Origin of the sequence: Denitrobaculum tricleocarpae (assembly GCF_007004665.1) — a bacterium.
Lineage (GTDB): Bacteria > Pseudomonadota > Alphaproteobacteria > Kiloniellales > Kiloniellaceae > Denitrobaculum > Denitrobaculum tricleocarpae.
The window spans coordinates 215,924-239,055 of the sequence record NZ_ML660058.1 but is presented as its reverse complement, the minus strand read 5'-3'; the positions used below and the strand labels follow the sequence as shown (position 1 = coordinate 239,055).

Genomic DNA, 23,132 nt, shown 5'->3' with positions numbered 1-23,132 from the left:
TCGTCGCAACGGCAAAAACACATGCGAATCAGGGGCTTTAATCCGCTGCTCTCAGACCTCCCGCTCGCGCATGTCGCGTTTAACTGCGATCTCTGGTCGGTCCAAACGCGTTATGCTCCGCAAACGCTGCCTCGGATCGACCCCCGATCAGATATAGCCGATTGCCAGATTTATTCGATTGAACGCGACACCCGCTAAAACGTGATCACTGCGTGTCTGGCACTTCCGGGCTTCCGAACCCAAGTCATTATTCATGAGGTTGAGGACTCATAAATTACGACGGTCTAGACGTTGAGCTTACGGTTTTTGGCAAGGCGTTAGGAACGGAGCGATGCTGAAGCATCGTGACTGACGACACAACAATGATCAAAAGCTGTAAGATTGACGCCCGGACGGGTCACTTTCTATCCTGTTTTCAGTGCGTCAGGAGCGCTCACCGGGCGACCCGCCCGCTTTCGCACTCTCTCCTGCCGAAAACAGGACAGAAAGCGATCAAGACCACCGTAATTTATGAGTCCTCAACCTGAGCTGCAACTCCGACCGCCCCCTGATAGCGGACGAGATAGATTGGAGAGTGACGCATGTTGAAACGAACCGCGCTGACCGGACTGCAGATCATCACGATCCTCGCCGTGATCACCTTCATGCTGACCTCGGCCGCGCGCGCCGCCGTACCGCAGCCGGATCTGAGAGCCCTGACGTCAGGCGGCAACGCCACAGCGCAGGAGGCAGATTTCCTGAAGGCAGACTTCCTGAAGACCGGGAATTTCAAGAAGGGCCACGGCCATCACGGCTTCAAGAAACGCGGCTTTGGCCACAAGAAATTCGGACATAAGAAATTCGGGCACAAGCGGCACTTCGGCCACAGAAAGTTCGGCCATACGAGAAAGTTCGGCCATACGAGAAAGTTCGGGCAGCGGAAGTTCGGACAGCGGAAGTTCGGCCACCGCAGCTTTGGGCACCGCAAGTTCGGGCATGGCAAGCACCGGTACCACCGCTACGGACACCGCTCGTCCGGTCAACTCTATTCGGACCGCAAGTACTCGGGTCACAGATATACGGGTCACGGGAGGTATGATCATGGACGCTACAGCCACAAGCGCACTGGCCACGGGCGTTATGGCCACGGGCGTTATGGCCACGGGCGTTATGGCCACGGGCGTTATGGCCACCAGAACAACATCTACAAACACCAGCTCTACAAACAAAAGAGCACCAGACACTCGGGCTATAGCGGGATCGGCGCGCGGAAGCTCAGCACCAGCAAGTTCTATGCCGGCGCCAGCCGCTTCCGGCATACGACGGCGCAGCCCGCTGAAAACAGCAGCCACATCCTGAAGCGGCACCATCTGATCGCCGAGAACGCGGCCGCCGCAAAAACACCCGAGACGGCAAACACCGACTACGGCGCCAGCAGCTTCAAGGACACGGCCCCCAGGAACCACGGGCACAACTTCCGCAACAAGAACACGCGCCTGAAGGACGTGCCCAAGGGCATCACCCGCCCCCGGCCCGCGACCCAGAAGTTCGATTACGGCAGCAGCAGGCACAAACCCAGCGCACCGAAAAATCATGGGCATGATTTCCGGAATTAGTCCAGACACCTAAAACTAGCCCCGACTTCCGGAACTAAAGGTCGCTTCGCAGGTTAGAATTAAAAGCGCCACCCAGTGAAAGACATCCGGCGCTGACAGGCCCGGCGGTGCCCCCCCTCACCGCCGGGCCTGTTGTATTTGCGCGGCCTGTCAGTTTTGCCGCATGTTCCGTGCCTGACGGACGACCCGCGCTTGCAATCAGGCGTCGCATTCCGTATATCCAAAGCATGCAACGACTTGCCCATAGCCCCTTTCGAATATGCCCCAGGCTTCCGGCTCCGGAAGCCTCCCGATTGGCATTCGAGGGGGGGGGAGTAGCTCAGCGGTAGAGCAGCGGGTTTATACTCCGTAGCGCCCGATAAGCGGCAGGTCGTGGGTTCGAGTCCCACCTCCCCTACCAGATTTTCAAATGTCCGGTCCTGATGGATGGATCGCGGTTCGCGCCTCAGAGATTGCGATCGACTTTCACGCGCGTGCCGTCCGGGATTTACGTGCAACGCATAAACTTGAATCTGACGCCGCACGTCACATTCTTGGAAACCAGCTCTTGTTCACAAGTTAGATAACTGCAAGCGGGCAAATCGAGGACCTTTGAAAAGCCCAGAAAACCCTCAATTGTAAGGTGTGATAAACAAAATGATGGTGCACACAGCAGATCCGATATTGCAGCTTGTCGGCGGCACCGGAGACTCCATAGCCTTTTTTATCGCCGTTGCTTTGTTGAGCGCCTGTGCAGTCAAGATTTGGAATAGATTGAAACGTAGGCGGGACTCTGAGTCAGGCCCAGAAGATGACAAGATAGAATCAGAAATCCGGTCGCTTACTAAGAAATGAGCAATCCTGCTCGATTGAACTGTCCGAAAATAACGGGTTAGCTCAAGGTGCCCCAACAGCGTCGATACAGTCAAAACCAAACGGGCATTGGATGGCGTTCAAAATTCTTCGCGAACTCAAGAGAGTCGTAGGTATGGAGTGTATTTAAGTGAATACTGGTGATTTAAGAGAAATCTTTGGTCTATATTTGGATAAATTTTGGAAACTCGATGATGTATCACCATTTACGCTTGTCTACATCCGGCTACTCCTATTGTTTAAAGACGAGTTATCTCAGATGGAAGTAAACGTGATACTGGAGCGAAGAAAGCAATTGCTGGGAGAAAAATTCAACAATCAAAATTTTGATGAAATGAGCGAGTTAAGCCGCAAAGAAATGGATCGAACATCGGCGAACAATACCAGTATGACAAGAGCCGCAATGTTAAACAGACTGGTATTTTGTGCATTGCTTGATAGGGGAGAAAATGACTTTTTCTACCTGACCGAACCCATGTTTGAATTCGCAGATGTTATGCGGGTTTCGCCGGAGCAGATTCAGGAAATGTTGGAGTTGGAGTTTGATGGGTTTACAGGACCGTCCCCAAAAGTGACGCGTTAGACTTGGGCGCCCACATACACGGCCGGCGAACGCCGAAGCGTGGTGCGCATTCTTAAGTCGCAAATAATTCATACCCATCCTGGTAGGCATTTGCTATCAATGGTAGGACATGTCAGGTGCCCTCCCTACCAAACTCACAATCTGTTCAACCTGTTTGGATACCAGCTGCGGCGGCGAAGCCGGGATCGGCGGCGGGGGGAAGCTGTATGCGATGATCGAGGCGATGCACCGTGAGCATCCTGATAGGGACGCGGTCGAGCTGGTGGCGCTGCGCTGCCTGATGGCCTGCACCGAAGGCTGCGTGGTCACAGTCGCGGCAGAGGGGAAGATGCAGTATCTGCTGGGGCGCCTGCCCGCCGAAGAGGCGGTCGCGGAGCAGCTTCTCGATTTTGCCGTGCTGCATGCCCGCGCGGACACCGGCGTCACCGAGAACCATAACTGGCCCCCGAAAATCCGTGCCAATTTCCTGGGCCGCATACCGCCGCCCACCGCAATGGATGTCGATTGGAACGATGAAGGCTGTAATCTGTAGAGCAGATTGCATTCAAATTGACTCAGAATTCACTGCCTCTCAATCAGCGGCTCGCTGATCTCGAACGCAAATTCTGAGACACTGTGGCTCTATGGAAACGCAATCCGCTGTAGAGCAGATTGCATTCAAGTTGACTCAGAATTCACTGCCTCTCAATCAGCAGCTCGCTGATCTCGAACGCAAATTCTGAGACACTCTGGTTCTATGGAAACGCAATCCGCTGTAGAGCAGATTGCGTTCAAGTTGACTCGGAATTCACTGCCTCTCAATCAGCGGCTCGCTGATCTCGAACGCAAATTCTGAGACACTCTGGTTCTATGGAAACGCAATCCGCTGTAGGTGAAGGCGAGCTTCGCGAAACAGCTATGCCCTGCCCGCCCCCTACTTTGCGCCGATGCAGTCCACCTCGACGGCGGCGCCGATGGCCAGGCCGTTGGCGCCGAAGGCCGCGCGGGCGGGGAAGCGGCCCTCGGCGAAGTAGTCTTTATAAACCTTGTTGAAAGCGCCCCACTCGCCGATGTCGGCAAGCATAACCGTGCACTTGACCAGGTTTTCCAGGCCGTAACCGTGGGCCTCCAGCGAAGTCTTGATGTTTTCCATCACCTGTTTAGTCTCGCCGGCGATGCCGCCGTCCGCCAGTTCCAGCGTGCCTGGCTTATTGCCGATCTGGCCGGAGAGATAGAGGGTATCGCCGACCTCGACCAGCTCCGAGAAAGGCAGGTTCGTGGGCAGGACCTTGCCCGAGTTCTTGAAGCTCATATGACCGTCGGCCAGTGCGACACTCGCGGTGACGGTCAAAGCGGATGCCAGAGTCATGAGATTCAAAAGACGCGCCATCTGTTCAGTCTCCCCAGGGTCTGTTGAGTACCATGATATCGTCGTGGCGGATCATATTTTGTCAGCTATTAGGAGCGCGCAGCGCGGTGTGGTGGATCCACACAAGGCACGCGCCACGCGGCAGCTGTCAAAATACGACCCGTCCTGGAAGGATTACTCAGAGATAAAGCGAGCTCGCGTCGCTCGTTGTTGAATATGCCCAGCATGTTCTGCCTCCTCGCTCCTAATCTCGCTTCACCTCTGAGCAACCCCGACGGTGTCATGATACTCAACAGACCCTGTTGTGAAACACCAAAAAGTAGCATGGTCCATCTGCGAGGGATAGGCGATGAGAAGCGAGCGCCTCGACCTGCCCTTAAGCTGCATTGACGGTTCGGGCGGTCTCGCGGCGGGTCTGTTTGTCTGTGGTTACGCGAGGTCGGGCGTTACATAAACCCGGTAAGTTCAGCGCGGTCGTTGATTGCCTTCTCCATCGCCTTTTGGAAGGCCTCATCGAGAATGCTATCAATCGCACCGCCTTGCGGAAACCACCAAAACGCGGTGCAGGACTCATCCACGGCATTGGAGCTGTAGGATTTCGTCGCCTCGTCACCTGATTTATCCGCGAAAACGAGATCTAGTCTGACAGTCATTGTCGTCTCCCAATAGCTACAGAGGCTGTCGGGAATGAGACGACTATCTGAGCTTACGGAGAGAGTCGCTTTTACAGTTCGATCCGACGTCGGGTCGATCTCGAACAGATGGCTCAATCCTTCTCTGGCCGCAGGTTCGAGGTCTTCCTCCAGCAGATAATTTGACTCTTCAACTTCGGTCTTCCCGATATACTTGACCACTCCACGAACCACGGCAACTTCATCACCTTTGCGCGGCGCGAGGACCTCCAACGCGGAGAGCTTCACACGAGCCGGTCGAGCAACAGCCTTTTCTTCATCCAGTTCGAAACTTGGTGCCGCAATTCCATAGGTCCCGATCCCGCCGCTCGTGATCTTCAACATTTCGTCGCGAGCCTTGCACCCCGACGCGAGGAGTAGACACACAGCTATCAATCCAAATTTAACGCATGTTGGTTGGCACCAACCGTTACAAGACATTCCCCAGCATTCCCCTTTTGTGTCCTCTCGTCCGACGATAGTTTTAGCGACTGCTGCCCGCAAATGAAATCTGGGCGCTTAGGCTTTGCAGGATGGCCCTTCCCGGTCATACGCGGCTGTATAGAACTGGCCATATACAAAGCGGCAGTGTCTTTTCGTTCGGGAAGAGCATCCTCCCGAATTCGCTTTGCCTAAGCCGAGCGGACCTGCTTCAGGAAAGCGTCGACTTCCTGTTTCAGGGCGACGGACTGCTGCGACATTTCTTCCGCGCCGCCGAGGATTTCGTTGGCGGCGGTGCCGGTGTCGGAAGCGGCCTGGCTGACGCTGGTGATGTTGCTGCTGACCTGCTGGGTGCGGGTAGCGGCTTCCTGAACGTTGCGGGCGATTTCCTCGGTGGCCGCCGACTGTTCCTCGACCGCGGCCGCGATGTTGGTGGTCACTTCGTTGATGTTGCTGATGATCTTGCCGATCCCTTCAACGGAGGTCGCGGCGTCCTTGGTCGAATCCTGAATACCGGAAATCTGCTGGCTGATTTCTTCAGTCGCCTTGGCGGTCTGATTGGCCAGGCTTTTGACTTCGGAAGCCACAACCGCAAAGCCCTTGCCGGCATCTCCGGCGCGCGCGGCCTCGATCGTGGCGTTGAGCGCCAGCAGATTGGTCTGCTCGGCGATATCCGTGATCAGGTTGACGACATCTCCGATTTTCTGGGCCGAGTCCACCAGGCCCTGAATGGTCCGGCTGGTCTCGCCGGCGTTATCCACCGCCCGGTTCGCGGTCGAAGCCGCATCCGTGACCTGGCGTCCGATCTCATTGATCGAGGCGGTCAGTTCCTCGGTGGCCGCCGCGACAGTCTGAACGTTCGCGGAGGCCTGCTCGGAAGTGTTCGCAACCGACTGGGACTGGGACAGGGCCTGGTCCGCGGTTGAAGACATGGTCTGCGCCGAGGACTGCATCGATTTCGAAGAGGTCGACACGGTCTCGACAACGGTCCCGACGCTTTGTTCGAAGCCATCGGCCAGGGCATTCATTTCCCGGGCCTTCTGCTCCTTCGCGCGCACTTCGGCCTGCGCCTGCTCTGCATCGAGCTGCTTGATCTTGATGGCGTTGTCCTTGAAGACCTGCACGGCCGTGGCCATTTCGCCGAGCTCGTCCGTGCGGCCCTGGGCGGGCACTTCGACCTCCAGGTCGCCGTCGGCAAGGCGCTGCATGGCGCCGGTCATCCCGGCCATCGGCTTGAAGACGAGATAAGATACCAGCAAACCGATCATCACCGCCGAGAGAATCAGCGCCACGCCGGACTGTGCACTGGAGGCGTAGAAGTTTGCCGTCGAATCGGCCTGGATCGTGCTCTGCTTTTCAAAGACCCAGACTTTCCAGCCCAGATCTTCGATGACGCTGAGCGATCCGTCATAGCCTTCATCCTCGATCTCGAACTGCAGCCGCGTGCTCTCGGTCTCCGCGCTGTGCTTCTCGAGACCGGGAATCACGTCCCAGAGCTTCTGGCCGATGAGGTCCGGGTTCTGGTGCGCCATGATATAGCCGTCGGCGCGGGTCAGAATGATGTTCTCGAAGTCGAGCAGGTCGCGGGTGAAATCGGTGATTTCCGTCAGCTTCAAGTTAATGCAGAGGGTGCCGGTGATCGCCTGCCCCTCGAGCAGAGGCACGCCCACGGCCATGATCAGAAAGCCCGCGGAGGAAACATAAGGCGTGGTGACGATCCGTTCCTCACCGCCGTGAATCCGTTGGTACCACTCCCGCTGAAGCGCCTTCTCGTTGAAGTCCGGGATCAGCCCCTTGGTCGTGTAGGTGGAGCCGTCCTTGAAGCCGTAATAGCTCTCCAGCGCGCCGGTGTTCTCCAGAAGATCCTTGAGGATCGTTTCGCGATAGGCGAAGCGCTCATCCCCCTCCAGACTTGCGGCGTTGTTGAACTGCCTGGAGGCCAGTTCCAGAGATCCGAAGTATCCCGCCATCTTCACGGAAACGGCCTGCGCCACCGCCCGCGCGGTCACGTCCAGCTCGTTGTGTTTCATGTTCTGCGAGGAGGCACTGAAATTCTTGTATGACAGCGCTGTGATGGCCACGATGACCGCAAAGAAAAATGTGAAGACGCTCAGGATAATCTTGGTTCTGGCTTTCATCGATGTGGCCCCCACCACGTTAGACCTGTCGGCAAAAAAGGAAACACAGCGGACAGACCGAGTGTTTCGGATTCGGGCGGACCCAGAGGGTCTGTGAGGCGCAAAATAGAGATCGCTTGTTAACGTGCAGTTACCCGCTGGAGGTTTATCGCCAATTGTACAGTATTTTTGTCTCTACACAGAAAAAGGGAAATAATGATCACCGCGACAACTGATCTCATGGGCACTACAATTTAAGATTGTTGTTTCCTTGACTTGCCACCCGCGATCCAATTCTGCCGGGTCAGCGCTACCGGCCATCGGCCCGCCGGAAAGACGCACCTCCCCGGATCCGATTTACCGAGCATCTCCAGGGCCCGAAGCCCGGATCAGATGCCTGTGTCAGATGCCTGGACCGCCTGACGTCAAAGATCACGCAGGGCCGCGATGTGGTCCGGGCCGATGCCGCAGCAGCCGCCGATGATCCGCGCGCCCGCGTCGACCCAGGACCTGGCGAAGTCGCGGTAGCGTTCCGGCGTGAGCTCTTTGCGGACCGGCGTGATGGTTTCGTTCGCCACCATTGGATCGTCATCGCTCTTTTCCACGAAGGCGTTGGCATAGACCCCGACGGGAATCCCCTTGCCTTGCCCGGCCAATAGGTCTGCGGCCAGGCGCACCGCCGCCTCCATCACTTCGGGCGCGGAGCAGTTAAAGAGCAGCGCATCGGCGCCAAGCCCGGCGGCCAGTTGAACCGACTCTTCGACGCTCTCGCCCGAGCGCAGCCGGGGAACATCCCGGATCGCGTCCTCGAGCGTGAAGGAGAGCCAGACGGGCTTTTCCGTCGGCTTCAACCCGGCAAAGACGGTCCGGGCTTCGATTAGGGAACTGATGGTTTCGACCAGCCAGAAGTCGGCGTAAGGCGCAAGGCCCTCTATAAGCGGTGCCAACAGGTCCGGAGCCCGTGCGGCATCGAAGAGGTCAGGACGGTAGGACCCGAAGAGCGGCGGGATCGAGCCGGCCACGCGGACAGTCCTGCTTTCGTCTGCACTGGCTTCATCGGCGGCTCCATCGGCAGCTTCATCGGCGGCCTCGCGGGCCAGTTTGCCCGCGCGCGCGGCAAGGCCAAGCGCGTCCCGCCCGAAACGCTCGGCCCCGATATGAAAAGGCACCAGGGCATAGCTGTTGGTGGTGAGCACCTGCGCACCCGCTTTCAGGAAATTCCGGTGGGCCTGCAAGACGGCCTCGGGCTTTTCCATCAGGGCCAGCGCCGACCATTCCGGCTGCCGCAGCTCGGCGCCGCAGTTTTCCAGCTCCCGGCTGAGTCCCCCGTCGAGAAGTGTAATCCTAGCCATTTATGCCCTGCCTTTACCGGACTTTGCCATCCGTAACCATTCTCAAAATCGCGGCGCAGACTAAGCGAAAAGACCGCCCGCTGTCGCGCAGGAAATGAAGGGAATCACAAGTGAGCTTTCAGGCAGTTTTGTTGCTTCCCGTCACCGTCAGCCGCGCTGCCGGCTGATGAGCCCCATAACGACGGCGATCAGGCGGGCGGCGACCAGCGCGCCGCGTCCGCCGATATCGTTCGCGGGCATGAGTTCGACCAGGTCGAAGCCGACGATCTTGGAGCGCACCGCAATGGCCTTGAGCAGCCTGACGACCTGCCAGTAGTCGAAGCCGCCCGGCGCGGGACCGATCACCGAGGGCACGACCGCCGGGTCCATGGCATCGATATCGAGGGTCACGAAGACCTTGCTGTCCGCCGGGACGGCTTCGACCGCCGCGTCGAACCCGCCGGTCACGATGTCCTGCATCGGGAAAAACCTGACGCCCCAGTCGGTGGCATCCTGAAAGTCCCGGGGCCGGGCACTGCCCAGGCCGCGCGCGCCCAGTTGAATGATGTTTTCGACCCAGGGCATTTCCGAAGCCCGCCGCATGTTGCTCGACAGGCCCAGACGTTCGCCGCCGACCTCGTCCCGCCAGTCGATATGTGCGTCGAGCTGGACAATGGTGAGGGGGCCATGGGCTTCATAGGCCTGGAGCACCGGGATCGGGATGGAATCGTCACCGCCCATGACCACGGGCACCGCGCCCTGATCCAGCACGCTTACGACCGCCTGCGAGATCCGCTCGCGATTGGCGGCAAAATCGCGGTCACTGTGCGCGAGGTTGCCCCAGTCGACCGCTTTCGTACCCTCGGCGAAGATCTTACCGCCCAAATCGAAATCATGGTGGTCCAATACGCCGGGCCATCCAAAGGCGGAACGAATGGCATCCGGGGCATCGGCGCAGTAGGGACCGACCGACGGGTAGGGTGTCGCGCTCGGCGCCCCTATGACCACGATGTCGGCAGCGTCAACCTGGCCCAACGGGGCAGTGGGGATGTCGAACAAACCGCCGCCGGCCCGACCGCCGAACATGGTGCCCATTCTGGGCGGTTCCGTCTCGGACATTTCCTGCTCCCACTCCGTCACCTTGATTCACAAGAGAGTAGCAGCAAAGCCGCCAAGCAAACAGATCCATGGCCGGCGGACAATGGCTCCGAGGGGCACGGCCTGGAACGGGCGCCCCTCCCCTCTTCTTGGCGATCTATTGTCTGGCAAGAGCGCGGATACGGTCGGGCAATCCGGCGAACATGTCGCGCATCATCTTGGTCACCATGGGCGGAGCGGTCTCCGGTGTTCCGGCGTTGAAGGGCGGCTCCGGCGCATACTCGGCGATAAGTTGGACCGATTGTGCGTATGTCTCGTCCCGCATTTCGCCGACGAGTGCCAGACCGAAGTCGATCCCCGCCGTGACCCCGGCGCCGGTGATGCGGTTCCGGTCCCGTACCACGCGGGCATCGACCGGGATCGCGCCGAACTCGGTCATCAGGGGCCGGGTGAACCAATGAGAGGTGACGCGGTAACCCTCGACCAGTCCGGCCTTGCCCAACAGTAAGCTGCCGGTGCAGACCGAGGTGACATAGCGTGCTTTAGCCCCCCGGTCGGCGAGGAAGTCGATGGTTTCCGAATCCTGCATGGCGGCCAGCGTACCGCTGACCGCGCCCGGCGCGCAGATCACATCCGGCGCGGCGACGGCCTGATCGAAGGTGACGTCCGGCAGGATGGTCAGGCCGGTGTCGGTCGGAAGCGGATCGAGAGTCTTCGCGACCACCTTGACTTTCGCGCCCCAAAGACTGGCAAACATGTACTGCGGCCCGACAAGGTCCAGAGCGGTCATGCCGGGATAGCCGAGCAGGACGATCTCCTCCGCCCCCTGCCACTCGGCGGGAAACTCGGTCATGGTGTGAACGTCATCGTCGGGCTGCGCGGCCGTGGCCTTATCCTGGGTCTCGGCGGCACGAACGTGCGGGGCGGCGAGCAGGCCCGTCAAGGCCGCAAGGCTGAAAGTGCGTCTGTTGATCATGGCGATGGTTCCTTTGTGCGATGAAGATTCATTGAATGATCGCGCGTAGCCTCGAGGTCAGAATTTCACGCGCAGGGTGGCGAGAAAGGTCCGGGGCTGGCCGGGCGCGACGGTGTTGTTAAAAAAGCCGTAGGGCACGAAGTATTCCTCGTCGAAAAGGTTCTCGACCGAGACCGAGAGCTTTGCCGGGCCGAGTTCGTAGCCGACCCGGGCATCGACCAGGCTGAAGCCGTCGGTCTCGAAACTGTTGGGCAGGGTCGCTTCGGCACCGGAAGAGGCCGTCAGACCGGCACCAAGCGAGAGCCCCTTCGCCTCCCCTTCCAGAAACCGGTACTGCGCGGCCAGGCGGCCAAAGGATTGGGGCACGCGCACCAGCCTGTCACCGACCGGCAGTTCGGTGTCTTCGGTCACCTCCGCCTGCTGGTAAGTGAAGTTGGCGAGCAAGGAGACTTCAGGCATGGGCTGCCACAAGACCTCTGCCTCAACGCCGCGGGCGCGCTGTTCGCCGCTTTGCCGCTGCGCGCGGGGTTGCCCGGAGATGGAGACGTTCACGGGCACGTTCTGCCGCTCGATCTGGAAAACGGCCAGCGAGCCTGAGAGACCGGCGTCGAGGTCGAACTTCACGCCGGCCTCGATTTGTTTCGAGGTTTCGGGAACGGGCGACTCGCCTGCGACCGGCGTCACGAAGAGCGGCTGCTCGAATCCCTCGCCGTAACCGGCGAAAATCGTCACTTCCTGCGTCACATCGTAAGCAATGCCTACGCGCGGAGTTGCCTCCTTGTGCACATTTTTGACCGTGCCAGCCCCGGAATCGCTGCGGTCCTCCGTCTTCAAGCGGGTGTAACGGAGCGACGCGGTCAGATGCAGGTCCTCCCAGAGCGTGATCTGGTCCTGGGCGTAGATACTGGCCGATCTACTGAGGATATCGGCGGTGGTCCCTGGGGCCAGTGTGGCCGGCAGGGGCGTGAAGGCCGGGCGGACCGGGTTGAGAAGATCGATCACGCCGAAGGTGGGCAGAAAGGTGGTGGTCGCTTCATAGTCGGTGCGGTCGGCCTCGACGCCGATCAGAAGCCGGTGTTTCGCAATGCCGGTCGTAAAGTCCGCCGTCGTCCAGAGATTGCCGTTGAATTGCTCCACGTCGTTGGTCAATTGACCGGTGATGACGGGAAAGAGCGTGTCGCTGGTATCAAGGTCGAAAAAAGCGCTGTCCGCGAAACTGTCATTCTCCTCGAAAGAGTCCGATACGTATTGGAACGATCCGTGAATGCGCCAACTCTGGTTCATCTCATGCTCGATGAAGGCCTGAAGGCTATAGGTTTCAGCGTGACTTTCCGGCGGATTGAGCGCGCCGGGGAATTGCTCCTCGTCGAAACCGCTGTAGGTGACGGCGGCCGCCGGCAGACCGGGATACTCGATAAAATCGCGCTCGCCGTAAAAGCCCAGCAGACTGGCCGTGGTGTCTTCCGTGATGTCGGCTTCGACCGCGGGAAAGAGATTGACCTGTTCCGATTCCAGGTCGTCGATGAAGCCGTCTTCCCGACGGTATTCCGCCTGCATCCGGAAGCGGACCCGTCCGCCCTCGACGAGCGGCGCATTGACGTCCGCGCCGATCCCGCGATTGCCGAAGCTGCCGCCATCGGCTTCGACCGAGCCGAAAAACCCGTCGGGGTCGGGGCGCTTACGGATGACGTTGATAATCCCGCCCAGCGGCGCGCCCACGCCGCCGCCGAAGAGCGCGCCCGAGGGCCCTTTTATCACTTCGACCCGCTCCACCTGTATGGTGCTGAGGGGGTCGGCGCTGTTGGTGAAGCCGAAGGCCGGCTGTCCGTCGTAGAAATTGCGCGCTTCGAAGCCGCGCAGGATCGGAGGGCTCAGAAAGATCTCATCGTCCCGGCTCACGACGACGCCGGGCACATTGCGCAGCACATCCGCGACGCTCTGGGCGTCCTGCTCCTCTATTAGCTGCCGGGGCAGAACCTGGACCGACTGCGGGATCTGCCAGAGCGGCGTGCGGGTGCGGGTCGGTCCGTCCGCGGTCGGCGCACGCCAGCCTTCGACCGGACCAGCCGGAGTCTCTCCGGGCCCGACCTCCTCCACAACAACGGGGTCCAGTTCGACGGGCGTATTTTCGTTTTGAGCGAGCGCCGGCGCAGCCGAAAAAGCCGCAAGGGCAGCGCTTGCGACAGCGCCGCGCGCCATCGCATGATAAGTTGTCACCATGTAATCAATCGTCCTTTATCCTGGAGCCTGCCTCAGGTCAGGCTCACCAACACTCAGGCTCACCAACACTGCGGTTCAGGATAAAGTCGGCGGGCCTCGCGCGCCTGGGCGGTCAGCCGCCCGGTCACCCGGTATCCGTTGGGACCGCGGCTCCAGGCCATCGTTCGATGGGGTGTGCTCGACGTCGAGCGCGTTGCCCAGGAGCTCGGGCAGAGGGGCAACCGCCGTCAGGAGCGGACAGTCGATGGCCGCGCCCTGATCCTGTTCCTGGCTGTCCTCCGAAGGGGCTCCCGCGCTCAGATCAACCAGTATGATCTGGCCACCGCTGCAGATCGGAATCAGGAATCCGCCGTCATCCCGCTCCACAGCAGACATGAATGCCGACGCAGCAACTGCGTTGAGGAGCCATAGAAGGCTCATCAGGACGGCAATAAAGCGACGCATGGGGCGATTCTTCTTTGGCGCTGGACGAGATGCAATCAAGACGGGTGAAGAGCGTTCGAGTCAATGGAAATTCGAGCGCGGCGGGTGACGTGCCGAATCTAAATGGCAGAGCTTCGTCGGAAAGGGCCGAGTGGCTTCACGCCAGTCACACGCGCACGGGCTATCTGTGATCTTACCGCGCGCTGGAAGGCCGGAAGCGCAAAGATCCGTAAGAGCAGAAGTGACGCACGGCTTCAACGAACCGTGCCAGGGGACCGGCATCGTATGGGGCCGCTTCACACAGCTTGCGCAGATCGGCAGCGGGTTCTTGCCGGATCCGGCCACCTGCGCGGGTAGCGGGGTTCTCTTCCTCCCACCGTTGCTTCAGGCGGTGGGCAGCCGGGCGGCGTCGAACCAATAGCTCTTCAGCGATGTCATGACCTCGATCATGTCCGAAAAGCTTGAGGGTTTGGTGATGAAGGTGTTTGCACCGAAATCATAACTCTTGACGATATCGGTCTCCGCCTCGGACGTGGTCAGCACGACCACCGGGATCCGGCGCAAGTCCATGTCGCTTTTGATCTGTTTCAGCACGCTGAAACCGTCGACGCCCGGCATGTTGAGATCAAGCAGAATAAGATTGGGGCGCGGCGCGCTGGACCGGTCGGTAAATCGCCCTTCCGTGAAGAGGTAATCCAGAACCTCGGCACCGCTGGCAACAAACTGGAAATCGACTTTGGGACCTGACGAAGCAATCGCTTTTTGCACGAGGACTCCATCTTCCGGATCGTCGTCGACCATCAGAACGCTATACCGCTGTGTCTGTGCCTGCATGTATCTCTCGCCGTTCTGGTTGCGAGGTCGGCAACCGAATATTAAAGACGGCACCTTTGCCGAGTGACGAAACCGCCTCGATTGCTCCGTTATGATTTTCGACGATTTTCTTACAGATAGCCAGACCTATTCCTGTTCCGTCAAATTCACTGCGCCCGTGCAGCCGCTGAAAAATCGAGAATATTCTCTCGGCATCCTCCTGAGCGAAGCCTATGCCATTGTCCCGCACGCTTATCTCGACACAAGCGCCGCCGGTTCCCGGTGCGCCGGTATCATGCAGCGTTGCCTCCACATGGACCTCCGGGATTGAATCCGGCTCGCGGTATTTGAAGGCGTTGACCAGGAGGTTCTGCATCAAAAGGCGGATCTGTGTCCGGTCCCCCGGAATACCGGGCAAAGGCCCGACCTCGAGCTTGCCGCCGGCCTCTTCAATGCGCTCTTTCAAATCGAAAGCAACCTCCTCAACCACTTCCGCAAGATCCAGGCTGTCAAACTGGATCGAGTCCCAGGAGAGACGGGAAAGGGTCAAAATGTCCTTCGTCTGCTTGTTCATTCTATAGGCTGCGTTCTGCATGATTCTCACATACTCAACCGCTTCGTCCGGCAATACAGTTTCGTATTCGCTCTTCAGCAAATCGCCGAAAGCCTGGATCTTGCGCAGGGGCTCCTGCAGATCGTGGGATGCAATGTAAGCGAAGCGCTCCAGCTCGGCATTTGTCGCGATCAACTGTGCCGCCTTCTCGCGCAGCTCTTCCTCCAGCAGACTGCGCCGCCGAACGTCGTCCTGCAGACGCTGGTTTAACGCCTGTAATTCGCGGGTGCGTTCGACGACCTGGGCCTCTACCTGCTGATAGGCCTGGTGAAGGTTGACCTGAGCTGCATTCTTCTCGGCAATCTCCGCCGCCAGTTGCGTGTTCATCTTGCGGAGCTGTCCCGGCCCCGGCAGCGCCAGCACTTTGGGCAGCAACGGCCAGAGCGAGATTGCCGTCACCACCGAAATCATCGCGGTCACCGCCTTTACCATCCCCTGGGCACCGTAGTAAGGCTCCCACAGCATGATCATGGCCGTCAGGTGCGTCACGCCGCAGGAAAAGATAAAGAGCGCGAATAGACCGAAGGTTCGTTTGAAGGCCAGATCTTCCCGCTTGTTCAACAGCAGGATCAGCGCAATGGGAATCGAGAAATAGGACAGGGCAATCACGCCGTCGGACAGGGCATGAATTGCGATCAGGTCGGGACGCCAGGCAAGACAGTAACCATGGGGAACGAAGGATGCAGCGCCAAACAGATACTCGTAGATCGCTAACATTGAGAACCCCCTCGGGGTCTTAGGAGATGGAAGGCCTTTGCCGCAGCCGGTGCGACGGGAATTTGAGGATAATCCTGGTGCCCGCGCCGACTTCGCTCTCGATGGCCAGTGCGCCGCCATGGAGCTTGATAAAGGAATTGATAATGGACAGACCCAGACCTGCGCCGGCCGATGCGTTTTCAGACCGGCGGATTTGGGCAAAGGGCTCTATAACGCGCGGAATCTGCTGCGGCGGAATCCCGATGCCGTTGTCTTCCACAGTCAACTGAAGCCCGTCTTTCGTAACCTCCGCGCCCAGCAGGATACGGCCTGCCTCAGAGGTAAACTTTATCGCATTGGTCAGGGAATTGATCAGCATGCGTTCCAACAACTGCCGGTCGGCGCGCAGGATCGGCAGATTTTCCGGCAGATCGGTCTCAATCGAAATCTTCGCGGCCTTTGCGCCCGGCAAAACCATTTTGAGAACCATCGATACGGCATCCTCGATCAGAATGTCGGTCTCATTCAACTCAATGTTTCCCGACTCGATCTTCGACAGATCGAGAATGTCGCTGATCATCGACAGCAAAACCTGACCGCTTTGATTTATATCGCTGGCATAATCGAGATACTTCGACGCCCCGATCGGCCCCGCGATCTCTTGCTGAATGGCTTCCGAAAATCCAATGATTGCGTTTAGAGGTGTTCTGAAATCATGACTCATCCGGGCCAGAAAATCGGACTTGGCCGAGTTCGCCGTCTCGGCCTCATGTGTGGCCCGCCGCAAAAGGGCTTCGCTCTCTCGCAGCTGCTGCTCCGTCTCGAACTGAACCCGAACATGCCGGATGGTTCGCTCGAGCAGGATCTCGCAGAGGCCCTCCTTATCCAGATAGTCATAAGCTCCCGCTTCGGTCGCCTCCACGTCGACGGCGTAATCGCCGCGCCCCGTCAAAATGATCAAGGGCGTCATGCCGGAACGCCCTCCCAGCTTCTCCACCAGTTCCAAACCGGAGCGCTCCCCAAGGCGGTAGTCGATCAGCCCAACGTGGAATGTCTCGTTGCTGAGACGCGCCTGTGCCTCCTTGAACCGCGTCAGCGAAACCACATCGAACTTGGGTTTCGCGATTTTCGAGAGAAGTTTCCTGATCAGGACATGATCAACCGAGTCGTCGTCGACATGAAGGACCCGATAGGTCTCACGCGGCGTTTTGTCCGGGCGGACAGGTTCCGCATGAGGTTCGCAGGAACAAGGGCTGCGCGCCTTCGACGTAAGTTCGTCCGGTATCGCTCGAGACTTGGAATAGGTCATGACCTATCAACCTTCGAAGGGGATCGAGAAATTCACAGAATCGTAATGTATTTTTCTTTTGCGTTCTGGTGTTTCTCTCGGATGAACAACAGAATAAAATATTAAACCAGCCTTTGAAACACGTAATATGCAGTTTTTATTCATATATTTTTTGCGATCAAATGAACACTCTTAGCAATCGAGAATGGTTATTTAGCGTTTATTAACTTTTCTGTTTTGTTGATTATGTTTTATTATTTTTTCTACTCCAAATAGTTTTACCCAAATACGAAATGGCGCATCGCGTTCCCAGCGCTCGAAACCGGGCAGCGATTTTCCCAATCACGTGATTTCGCCGGGTACGCGATATCCCTGGGCGGCTATCGAAAGCCTGCCATCGAATTTGCCGGGTTCCGCCATGGAACCGGCGCGGCCGGGTCACATTTCCCCTGCTTACTGCGGACGCTAAAGGGACCGGCCAGCGTGGCGGCGGGCGACCCGCAACCCGCGATTTGAATTCGAGACAAAGATTGAAACTTTCTGACCAAACCGCCGCGAGACAGCGACGTCCCGGCCTGCCACACCAAAACCTCGTCCGGCGGCTGCTTCTGATCGCGGGACTGGCGACAGTCAGCTTCGCCATCGCCGTGGGCGGCGCCACCCTCTATTTCCTGAACTTCCATCCCGACAGCGAAAAGTACCCGGTACGCGGCATCGACGTTTCCCATCACCAGGGTCCGATCGACTGGCCGAAGGCCGCGGCGACGGGCATTGCCTTCGCCTACATCAAGGCGACCGAGGGCGGCGACTTCAGCGACCGGCGCTTCCCGGAAAACTGGCGGGAGTCGAAAACCGCCGGGCTGAAGCGCGGCGCCTATCACTTCTTCACCTTCTGCCGTCCCGGCAGAGAACAGGCGGCCCACTTCATCGCCACGGTCCCCGCCGACCCGGAGATGCTGCCGCCCGCCGTCGATCTGGAGTTCGGCGGCAACTGCGGCACAGGCAGCAAACGCCTGGATGTGATGAGAGAACTCGCGGCCTTTCTGGACATCGTCGAACCTCACACCGGCATGAAGGCCCTGCTCTATGCGACGCCGGAGTTCTACGTTGCTTATCTGAGCAACAGGACGCTCGACAATCCGCTCTGGCTCCGCTCCATCCTCTTCGAGCCGAGCTATAACCGGCAGCCCTGGACGTTCTGGCAGTATCACAACCGGGGCCGGATCGCGGGCATCAAGGGGCCGGTCGATTACAACGTCTTTGCCGGATCTCTGGAGGATTTCGCCAAAAGCTGGTGAGTCCCGCGTCCGGCTCGATCTGGTGACCCGTCACGCCGCAGCGGCGGTGCCTGAGCCGGCCACCCTGCTGACGCTCGCCACCGGCCTGCTGGCCCTGGGCGGCGCCGGACGACTGCGCCGTCGCCGGAAGAGCGTCGCCGCCTGAGTCTTTACGTGCATTTCCCCAACACAAAAAAAATAAGCCTTTTTAATACCTTAAGGAACTTCCATCTCTTTTATCTAAAAGCCTCCTCAAATGGGGATGCCGGTCCGCGGCGCACGGTGTCACAGTCTGCCGACATTCAATTGGAGGGCACCCATGCTTTATCAGTCTTTCTCAAAACTCGCTTTGGCAGCCTCTGTTGCCGCCGTTTTCGCGTTCTCGCCCGCGCAGGCGGAAAAGATTTCCGCGGGCCTGAAGTCCGAACTTCAGGGGGCGATGATGGATTACATCGACTACAACAGCGTCGACGGGAAGTTCGTTTATCTCAACGCCGCGCAGGATCGTGTGATCAACTACTTCCCCGCAAACCTGCACCCACGGATCCTGAAGATCGGTGAGTATTTCGTTCTCTGTTCCGACTTCAAAACCGCCGAGGGCGCCAATGTGGATGTCGATTTCCTGGCCGTAGAGTCCGAGGGAGAACTTCGTGTCATTCAGGCCCTCGTCGGCCAGCGCGATGTCATCCGCCGCATGATGAAGGCGCAGATGGCCTCGGCGAACTGAGCGAACACCAGGAGCAGGAGACTTAAAGGCAGAAGGAAGCAACGCGCAGCAGGAGACCTAAGATGACGTTTATCAATGTAGCGGCGGAACCGGGGAACGAGTGCCAGAAGAGTCAGGGATGGCTCGGGAAACTGGATGTCGGCCGCTCATTGATGGCCAAATTCATTCTCTTCTCCGCGCCGGTCATCCTCCTCTGCAACGCTTTTTTCCTCTACCTCTATGCGGACTTCCGCCGCGAAGCGATGCAGGACGAACTTGCGGTCGAGATGGCGGCGCTCGCGGTCCGGACGTCGCAATCCTTGAAAGCGCCGCTGCGCAGTGGCGACGCCGAGCTGGGCCGCTCGCTCCTCGGCGGATTGGCCGGGCACCCGGACGTCATCTGCGGCGAGGTCTTCGACGCGGGCGGTCAAAAGCTCTTCGCCTGGCCCGGCCTCGGATGCGGTCAGATTCAGGAACGCGGCACCGCCTTCGAACGCCCGATCAAAGACCGCAGGCAGAACATCGGCTCGCTGACCATCGAGTACCGGCAGAGCCTGCTCGAAGAAAAGCTCTTCGCGGACCTTCTCTACATCGTGGCCGCGCTCGCGTTCTCCGGCATGATCGCCGTTGTCTTTACCTCCATCGTCCACTGGTTCACCATCGGCCGCCCCCTGGGCCGCCTGCTGAGCGCTCTGAACAAAACCGCGCAGGCGGGCGCGCGTGGGTCCGTGAAGTGGCGCAGCCGGGATCAGCTCGGCATCGTGATAAAGGCGTACAACCGCATGAGCGAGACCGAGGCCCGGCGCAAGGCGCAACTGCGCGCGGCGAACGACGAGCTGAAGGTCGAGATCGCGGAACGGCTGCAGGCGGAGAAAAGCCTGAAGGAAACCCAGGCCCAGCTGATCCAGGCCTCGAAGATGGAAGCGCTCGGCACCCTGGCCGGCGGTATTGCCCACGAAATCAACACGCCGATCCAGTACATCGGCGATAACCTGCGGTTTCTCTCCGAAGGCTTCGGCGATCTGCGCGATCTGATCGGCAGTTACGAGACTGTGATCGCGAAGGTCGAACAGACCGATAGCGTCGCGGCAGTCCTGGCCGAGCTGGAAAAACAGAAGGAGATCTCGGACGCGGACTACCTCTTCGAGGAAGCCGCGGTGGCCGCGCAGCAATCCCTCGACGGTGTGGGACAGGTTTCGCAGATCGTGACCGCGATGAAGGAATTTTCCCACCCGCGCGCCAAGGAAACCGGCCCGGTCGCGCTCAACGCCATTATCGAGCGCGCCACGGCCATCTGCCGGGGCGAATGGCGGCAGGCCGCGACGCTGGAGCTGGACCTGGAGGAATCGCTGTCCGACATTCAAGGTCTCGAGAGCGAACTCAACCAGGTGATCCTCAACCTGGTGGTAAACGCCTCGCACGCTATCGCCGATACGGGACGCACAGACGGCCGGATCGACGTTATCAGCCGCGCGACGGACAACGGTATCCGCCTGGAAGTCCGCGACAACGGCAACGGCATCCCCGACGAGGTGCAGGCGCGGATCTTCGATCCCTTCTTCACCACCAAAGAGGTCGGCAAGGGCAGCGGACAGGGCCTGGCCATCTGCCACGACATCATCTTTAACAAACACGGCGGAAAGATCTACTCCGAGACCGAGTCCGGTGCCGGCACGCGCTTCATCGTCGAACTGCCCGGCGGCGCCGGCACTGGAGATGGCAATCACGCCACCACCCGGGCCGCGTAAGCCTCAGATCTGATAGGTGGAGATGATCACCGCCAGAGCGGCCGCGGCCCAGTCTTTGGTCTTGGCCGGATTGGCGTAAGCGCCTGTGTCGTAGAATTCGCCATTGACCGCGACAACCCCGAGGTAAGTGTTCATGCGCCCCAGGTGGGCGACGAAGTTATAAGCCTGCTCGCCACTTTGGGCATGATAGCAAAGCGCCGCAAAACGCCGTGCGAGTAAACCATCCACCCGTGAATGAGGCACGGCCTGCGAGAAGGCAAGATCGGCCTGACAGTTGGTGAAGCCAAGCCCCTGGCTGAGGGTATTGACGAACTGGTTCGAGACGAACTCGACATTCGTGTAATTCGGATCGAAAACCTGGCCTTGAAAGATCAGCGCGATATCGCCGTGGTTAGAACTCGCAATGCAGAAGCCGCTATCCTCGGAGAGCGTCATGCTCTCCGGAACCGCAATAGTCGCCCCGGTTTCGGAATCGACAAAGAGATCGAAGCGCAGAGCAGCCAGATCGTTTTCCGGAACATTTTGGGCAAGGGTCGTCACGACATAGGCGAAGCCCTGGGGATCATCCAGTGTCCCGGGCGTCTCCATGGAATCCACGATTTCGCTCAGGCTCCGCGTCGCGAGATGAAAATAGCTGCGTCCGCCACAGAAGAAATCCCGGTTCACGGCCTCTTCAGCTTGTGTTGTTTCGGGCACCGAAAAGGCGAAAACCGACTCCGCCGCCGCGCCCAGGCCCACGTTTGCGCCGCTCTGGCCGCGCTCCATCAATTCCTGAAGCAGGTGCGCGGGCACGGCCCAATTGAGAGAAGACGCGCCGCCGTCCAATCCGCCGTCGACCACGCCCACCACCGCGCCTTCGGCATTGATGATCGGACCGCCGGAGGAACCCGGTTTCACCACAGCGGTGAGGCGGAAGACATCCAATTCGATGGCCGGGGCGCCGAGGGTCTCGATCTCGCGCCGGGCGGAATCATTCAGGATGTCGCTCAGCTTTTTCACATTCAGGGCGCGGGACCCATAGGTCTCCTGCCAGTTCCGCACATTGAGCGGCAGACCGATGGCCGCCAGCACTTCCTGGGTCTGCGCGGTCGCGGTCTTGGACAGCGCTTGGACCGATGGCGGGTTTTCGACCGTCAGCAGAGCCAGATCGGCCCGGCGCAGGGAACGGCTCGCCTGCGCGCGGCGCTGCACGCCCGCCTCGACATATTCGACGGTCAGGGTCTGGCAATCGGCGACCACATGCAGGGCGGTGACGATGGATGTGGGCTCCGGCCAGACAAAACCGGATCCGGCGCGCGAGCCCTTCGTGCCGGGACAGCCCTCGGCCATGACCCGGACAACGGAGTTGGCCGCGGCCCGGACGATGTCGGCGGGCGGTTTGGCCAGGGCGGTTTCGCCGGCCAGCAGCGTCATCCCGGCAAGCAGGGCGGAGGTCAGGAACAGGCCTCGGGTCGGTCTCATCTTGACGCTCCTTCGCAGTGGCTGGCCCACACGGTCTGCAGGCTGTCTATGGGCAGATCCGCCAGGCCCGCGGCCAGATCAGGCCAGGGTTCCGGCGCGAGGGACCAGGTGTTGCGCGCCTCGGCGGCATCGGGCGCGCGGGAGGGATCCGTACGCTGGCAGTCCGCGTCCGAAACGCCGGAGAAAAGAATGCTCGCGGTCTTTTTCAGGGCTTCGGGGGATTCGGCTTTCACCTCCCCCTCCGCGTTGAGGCTCAGACCGCTGAGCTGGAGCACGGCGATGCGCTGGGCAACCTCCGGCGCCAGGCCGATCCCGGTCCAGCGCGCGGCGATCTCGCCCGGGGCCGGCGACAGCAGATCATGGGTCCGCGCCCAGAGACCGCTGCCCAGTCCGACGATGGTCAGGAGGGCGAAGGCCGAGACCGCCCAGTTGTGACCGGCGCTGCGCTCCGCCGCGTTCTCGCCTTTCGGCAGGAAGGGATTCTTGACGCCGGTCAGGGCCACCACTCCAGCCGCCATGGCCAGAACGGCGGAGACCACGGAGCCGGTGACCCCGGACGTCGAGAGGCCGATGAGCAGGCCCGTCAGAAGACCCAACGAACAAGCCGCCGCGAACATTGCCATGCCTTTTCCCCCGAAAGCCGTTTGCCCGGCTCTTCCGAATTGCCCCAACCGCATGTATGCAGACAATTCTCGCTCCCATCGGGTCTCAAGGTCAATGCCGCTTTTGAGAGAGCCCCGCGCCCAGTTCCCTGATTAGTGGGGTCTCCTGATTAACGGGGTTCCCTGATTGACGGGATTCCTCGATTGACGGGGGTTCCGCTATCGACCGGCAAACAGGAGACTGCGAGGGACTGCGCTGCTCCAGCTTTCTGT

20 protein-coding genes and 1 tRNA gene are annotated in these 23,132 nt (G+C 59.7%); 8 read left to right on the top strand and 13 right to left on the bottom strand.

The genetic code is table 11. The features are described 5' to 3' along the window. Nucleotides 1-581: 581 nt before the first annotated feature. The 4 genes from FKG95_RS20175 to FKG95_RS20160 all read left to right on the top strand — a co-directional run bounded on the left by FKG95_RS20175 (nt 582) and on the right by FKG95_RS20160 (nt 3,562). The gene (locus FKG95_RS20175; protein WP_142898211.1) at nt 582-1,595 is read left to right on the top strand and encodes a hypothetical protein; all 1,014 of its coding nucleotides are present in this window, start codon (nt 582-584) and stop codon (nt 1,593-1,595) included. A 308-nt stretch (nt 1,596-1,903) separates the two neighbouring features. Further along, nucleotides 1,904-1,995, top strand: a tRNA-Ile gene (locus FKG95_RS20170). A 582-nt stretch (nt 1,996-2,577) separates the two neighbouring features. Next, nucleotides 2,578-3,030 carry a hypothetical protein gene (locus FKG95_RS20165; protein WP_142898210.1) on the top strand — a complete coding sequence of 151 codons (453 nt, stop codon included), beginning with the start codon at nt 2,578-2,580 and terminating at the stop codon, nt 3,028-3,030. Nucleotides 3,031-3,139: 109 nt separating this feature from the next. After that, nucleotides 3,140-3,562 carry a DUF1636 domain-containing protein gene (locus FKG95_RS20160; RefSeq protein ID WP_142898209.1) on the top strand — a complete coding sequence of 141 codons (423 nt, stop codon included), beginning with the start codon at nt 3,140-3,142 and terminating at the stop codon, nt 3,560-3,562. A gap of 381 nt (nt 3,563-3,943) precedes the next feature. On the opposite strand, the gene FKG95_RS20155 is transcribed toward FKG95_RS20160, so the two are convergent. The 11 genes from FKG95_RS20155 to FKG95_RS20105 form a co-directional block, all read right to left on the bottom strand. Further along, the gene (locus tag FKG95_RS20155; RefSeq protein ID WP_218940280.1) at nt 3,944-4,399 is read right to left on the bottom strand and encodes a RidA family protein; all 456 of its coding nucleotides are present in this window, start codon (nt 4,397-4,399) and stop codon (nt 3,944-3,946) included. Nucleotides 4,400-4,824: 425 nt separating this feature from the next. Next, entirely contained in the window at nt 4,825-5,394 is a 570-nt protein-coding gene (locus tag FKG95_RS20150; protein ID WP_142898208.1) for a hypothetical protein, read from the bottom strand. Nucleotides 5,395-5,681: 287 nt separating this feature from the next. Beyond that, nucleotides 5,682-7,628, bottom strand: coding sequence for a methyl-accepting chemotaxis protein (locus FKG95_RS20145; RefSeq protein ID WP_142898207.1), 1,947 nt, complete (start codon nt 7,626-7,628; stop codon nt 5,682-5,684). 404 nt (nt 7,629-8,032) lie between these two features. Next, on the bottom strand, nt 8,033-8,959 hold the full coding sequence (locus FKG95_RS20140) for a homocysteine S-methyltransferase family protein (RefSeq protein ID WP_142898206.1): 927 nt from the start codon (nt 8,957-8,959) through the stop codon (nt 8,033-8,035). A 147-nt stretch (nt 8,960-9,106) separates the two neighbouring features. Then, nucleotides 9,107-10,057: an arginase family protein gene (locus FKG95_RS20135; RefSeq protein ID WP_142898205.1), complete on the bottom strand. Its 951-nt coding sequence runs from the start codon at nt 10,055-10,057 to the stop codon at nt 9,107-9,109. A 136-nt stretch (nt 10,058-10,193) separates the two neighbouring features. Next, on the bottom strand, nt 10,194-11,012 hold the full coding sequence (locus tag FKG95_RS20130) for a DJ-1/PfpI family protein (protein WP_142898204.1): 819 nt from the start codon (nt 11,010-11,012) through the stop codon (nt 10,194-10,196). Nucleotides 11,013-11,069: 57 nt separating this feature from the next. Continuing rightward, on the bottom strand, nt 11,070-13,232 hold the full coding sequence (locus tag FKG95_RS20125) for a TonB-dependent siderophore receptor (RefSeq protein WP_142898203.1): 2,163 nt from the start codon (nt 13,230-13,232) through the stop codon (nt 11,070-11,072). Between the two features lie 75 nt (nt 13,233-13,307). Continuing rightward, a complete protein-coding gene (locus FKG95_RS20120) occupies nt 13,308-13,676 on the bottom strand; it encodes a hypothetical protein (protein ID WP_142898202.1) in 369 nt (122 codons plus the stop codon). Between the two features lie 363 nt (nt 13,677-14,039). Further along, nucleotides 14,040-14,489 (bottom strand): response regulator, encoded by a 450-nt coding sequence (locus FKG95_RS20115; protein WP_142898201.1) that lies wholly within the window; start codon nt 14,487-14,489, stop codon nt 14,040-14,042. Beyond that, nucleotides 14,464-15,798, bottom strand: coding sequence for a sensor histidine kinase (locus FKG95_RS20110; protein WP_142898200.1), 1,335 nt, complete (start codon nt 15,796-15,798; stop codon nt 14,464-14,466). Before FKG95_RS20110 ends, FKG95_RS20115 begins: the two co-directional genes overlap by 26 nt. 19 nt (nt 15,799-15,817) lie before the next feature. Next, nucleotides 15,818-17,086, bottom strand: coding sequence for an ATP-binding response regulator (locus tag FKG95_RS20105; RefSeq protein ID WP_142898199.1), 1,269 nt, complete (start codon nt 17,084-17,086; stop codon nt 15,818-15,820). 509 nt (nt 17,087-17,595) lie between these two features. On the opposite strand from FKG95_RS20105, the gene FKG95_RS20100 reads away from it, so the two are divergent. The 4 genes from FKG95_RS20100 (at nt 17,596) to FKG95_RS20085 (ending at nt 20,796) form a co-directional block, all read left to right on the top strand. Continuing rightward, nucleotides 17,596-18,363, top strand: coding sequence for a glycoside hydrolase family 25 protein (locus FKG95_RS20100; RefSeq protein WP_218940279.1), 768 nt, complete (start codon nt 17,596-17,598; stop codon nt 18,361-18,363). A 22-nt stretch (nt 18,364-18,385) separates the two neighbouring features. After that, nucleotides 18,386-18,508 (top strand): PEP-CTERM sorting domain-containing protein, encoded by a 123-nt coding sequence (locus FKG95_RS30480; RefSeq protein WP_179954189.1) that lies wholly within the window; start codon nt 18,386-18,388, stop codon nt 18,506-18,508. Nucleotides 18,509-18,661: 153 nt separating this feature from the next. Next, the gene (locus FKG95_RS20090) at nt 18,662-19,069 is read left to right on the top strand and encodes a hypothetical protein (protein ID WP_142898198.1); all 408 of its coding nucleotides are present in this window, start codon (nt 18,662-18,664) and stop codon (nt 19,067-19,069) included. A gap of 62 nt (nt 19,070-19,131) precedes the next feature. Beyond that, the gene (locus tag FKG95_RS20085; protein WP_142898197.1) at nt 19,132-20,796 is read left to right on the top strand and encodes an ATP-binding protein; all 1,665 of its coding nucleotides are present in this window, start codon (nt 19,132-19,134) and stop codon (nt 20,794-20,796) included. Nucleotides 20,797-20,799: 3 nt separating this feature from the next. On the opposite strand, the gene FKG95_RS20080 is transcribed toward FKG95_RS20085, so the two are convergent. Together FKG95_RS20080 and FKG95_RS20075 are read right to left on the bottom strand one after the other, a co-directional pair. Continuing rightward, nucleotides 20,800-22,257, bottom strand: a complete 1,458-nt coding sequence (locus FKG95_RS20080; RefSeq protein WP_142898196.1) for a S1 family peptidase — start codon at nt 22,255-22,257, stop codon at nt 20,800-20,802. After that, nucleotides 22,254-22,880 (bottom strand): hypothetical protein, encoded by a 627-nt coding sequence (locus FKG95_RS20075; RefSeq protein ID WP_142898195.1) that lies wholly within the window; start codon nt 22,878-22,880, stop codon nt 22,254-22,256. Before FKG95_RS20075 ends, FKG95_RS20080 begins: the two co-directional genes overlap by 4 nt. Nucleotides 22,881-23,132: the final 252 nt, after the last annotated feature.

Coding starts and splice junctions, on each gene's coding strand:
- FKG95_RS20175 (WP_142898211.1), top strand. CDS start 582: ATGTTGAAACGAACCGCGCTGACCGGACTGCAGATCATCACGATCCTC.
- FKG95_RS20160 (WP_142898209.1), top strand. CDS start 3,140: ATGTCAGGTGCCCTCCCTACCAAACTCACAATCTGTTCAACCTGTTTG.
- FKG95_RS20155 (WP_218940280.1), bottom strand. CDS start 4,399: ATGGCGCGTCTTTTGAATCTCATGACTCTGGCATCCGCTTTGACCGTC.
- FKG95_RS20150 (WP_142898208.1), bottom strand. CDS start 5,394: ATGTTGAAGATCACGAGCGGCGGGATCGGGACCTATGGAATTGCGGCA.
- FKG95_RS20145 (WP_142898207.1), bottom strand. CDS start 7,628: ATGAAAGCCAGAACCAAGATTATCCTGAGCGTCTTCACATTTTTCTTT.
- FKG95_RS20140 (WP_142898206.1), bottom strand. CDS start 8,959: ATGGCTAGGATTACACTTCTCGACGGGGGACTCAGCCGGGAGCTGGAA.
- FKG95_RS20135 (WP_142898205.1), bottom strand. CDS start 10,057: ATGTCCGAGACGGAACCGCCCAGAATGGGCACCATGTTCGGCGGTCGG.
- FKG95_RS20130 (WP_142898204.1), bottom strand. CDS start 11,012: ATGATCAACAGACGCACTTTCAGCCTTGCGGCCTTGACGGGCCTGCTC.
- FKG95_RS20125 (WP_142898203.1), bottom strand. CDS start 13,232: ATGGTGACAACTTATCATGCGATGGCGCGCGGCGCTGTCGCAAGCGCT.
- FKG95_RS20120 (WP_142898202.1), bottom strand. CDS start 13,676: ATGCGTCGCTTTATTGCCGTCCTGATGAGCCTTCTATGGCTCCTCAAC.
- FKG95_RS20115 (WP_142898201.1), bottom strand. CDS start 14,489: ATGCAGGCACAGACACAGCGGTATAGCGTTCTGATGGTCGACGACGAT.
- FKG95_RS20110 (WP_142898200.1), bottom strand. CDS start 15,798: ATGTTAGCGATCTACGAGTATCTGTTTGGCGCTGCATCCTTCGTTCCC.
- FKG95_RS20105 (WP_142898199.1), bottom strand. CDS start 17,086: ATGACCTATTCCAAGTCTCGAGCGATACCGGACGAACTTACGTCGAAG.
- FKG95_RS20090 (WP_142898198.1), top strand. CDS start 18,662: ATGCTTTATCAGTCTTTCTCAAAACTCGCTTTGGCAGCCTCTGTTGCC.
- FKG95_RS20085 (WP_142898197.1), top strand. CDS start 19,132: ATGACGTTTATCAATGTAGCGGCGGAACCGGGGAACGAGTGCCAGAAG.
- FKG95_RS20080 (WP_142898196.1), bottom strand. CDS start 22,257: ATGAGACCGACCCGAGGCCTGTTCCTGACCTCCGCCCTGCTTGCCGGG.
- FKG95_RS20075 (WP_142898195.1), bottom strand. CDS start 22,880: ATGGCAATGTTCGCGGCGGCTTGTTCGTTGGGTCTTCTGACGGGCCTG.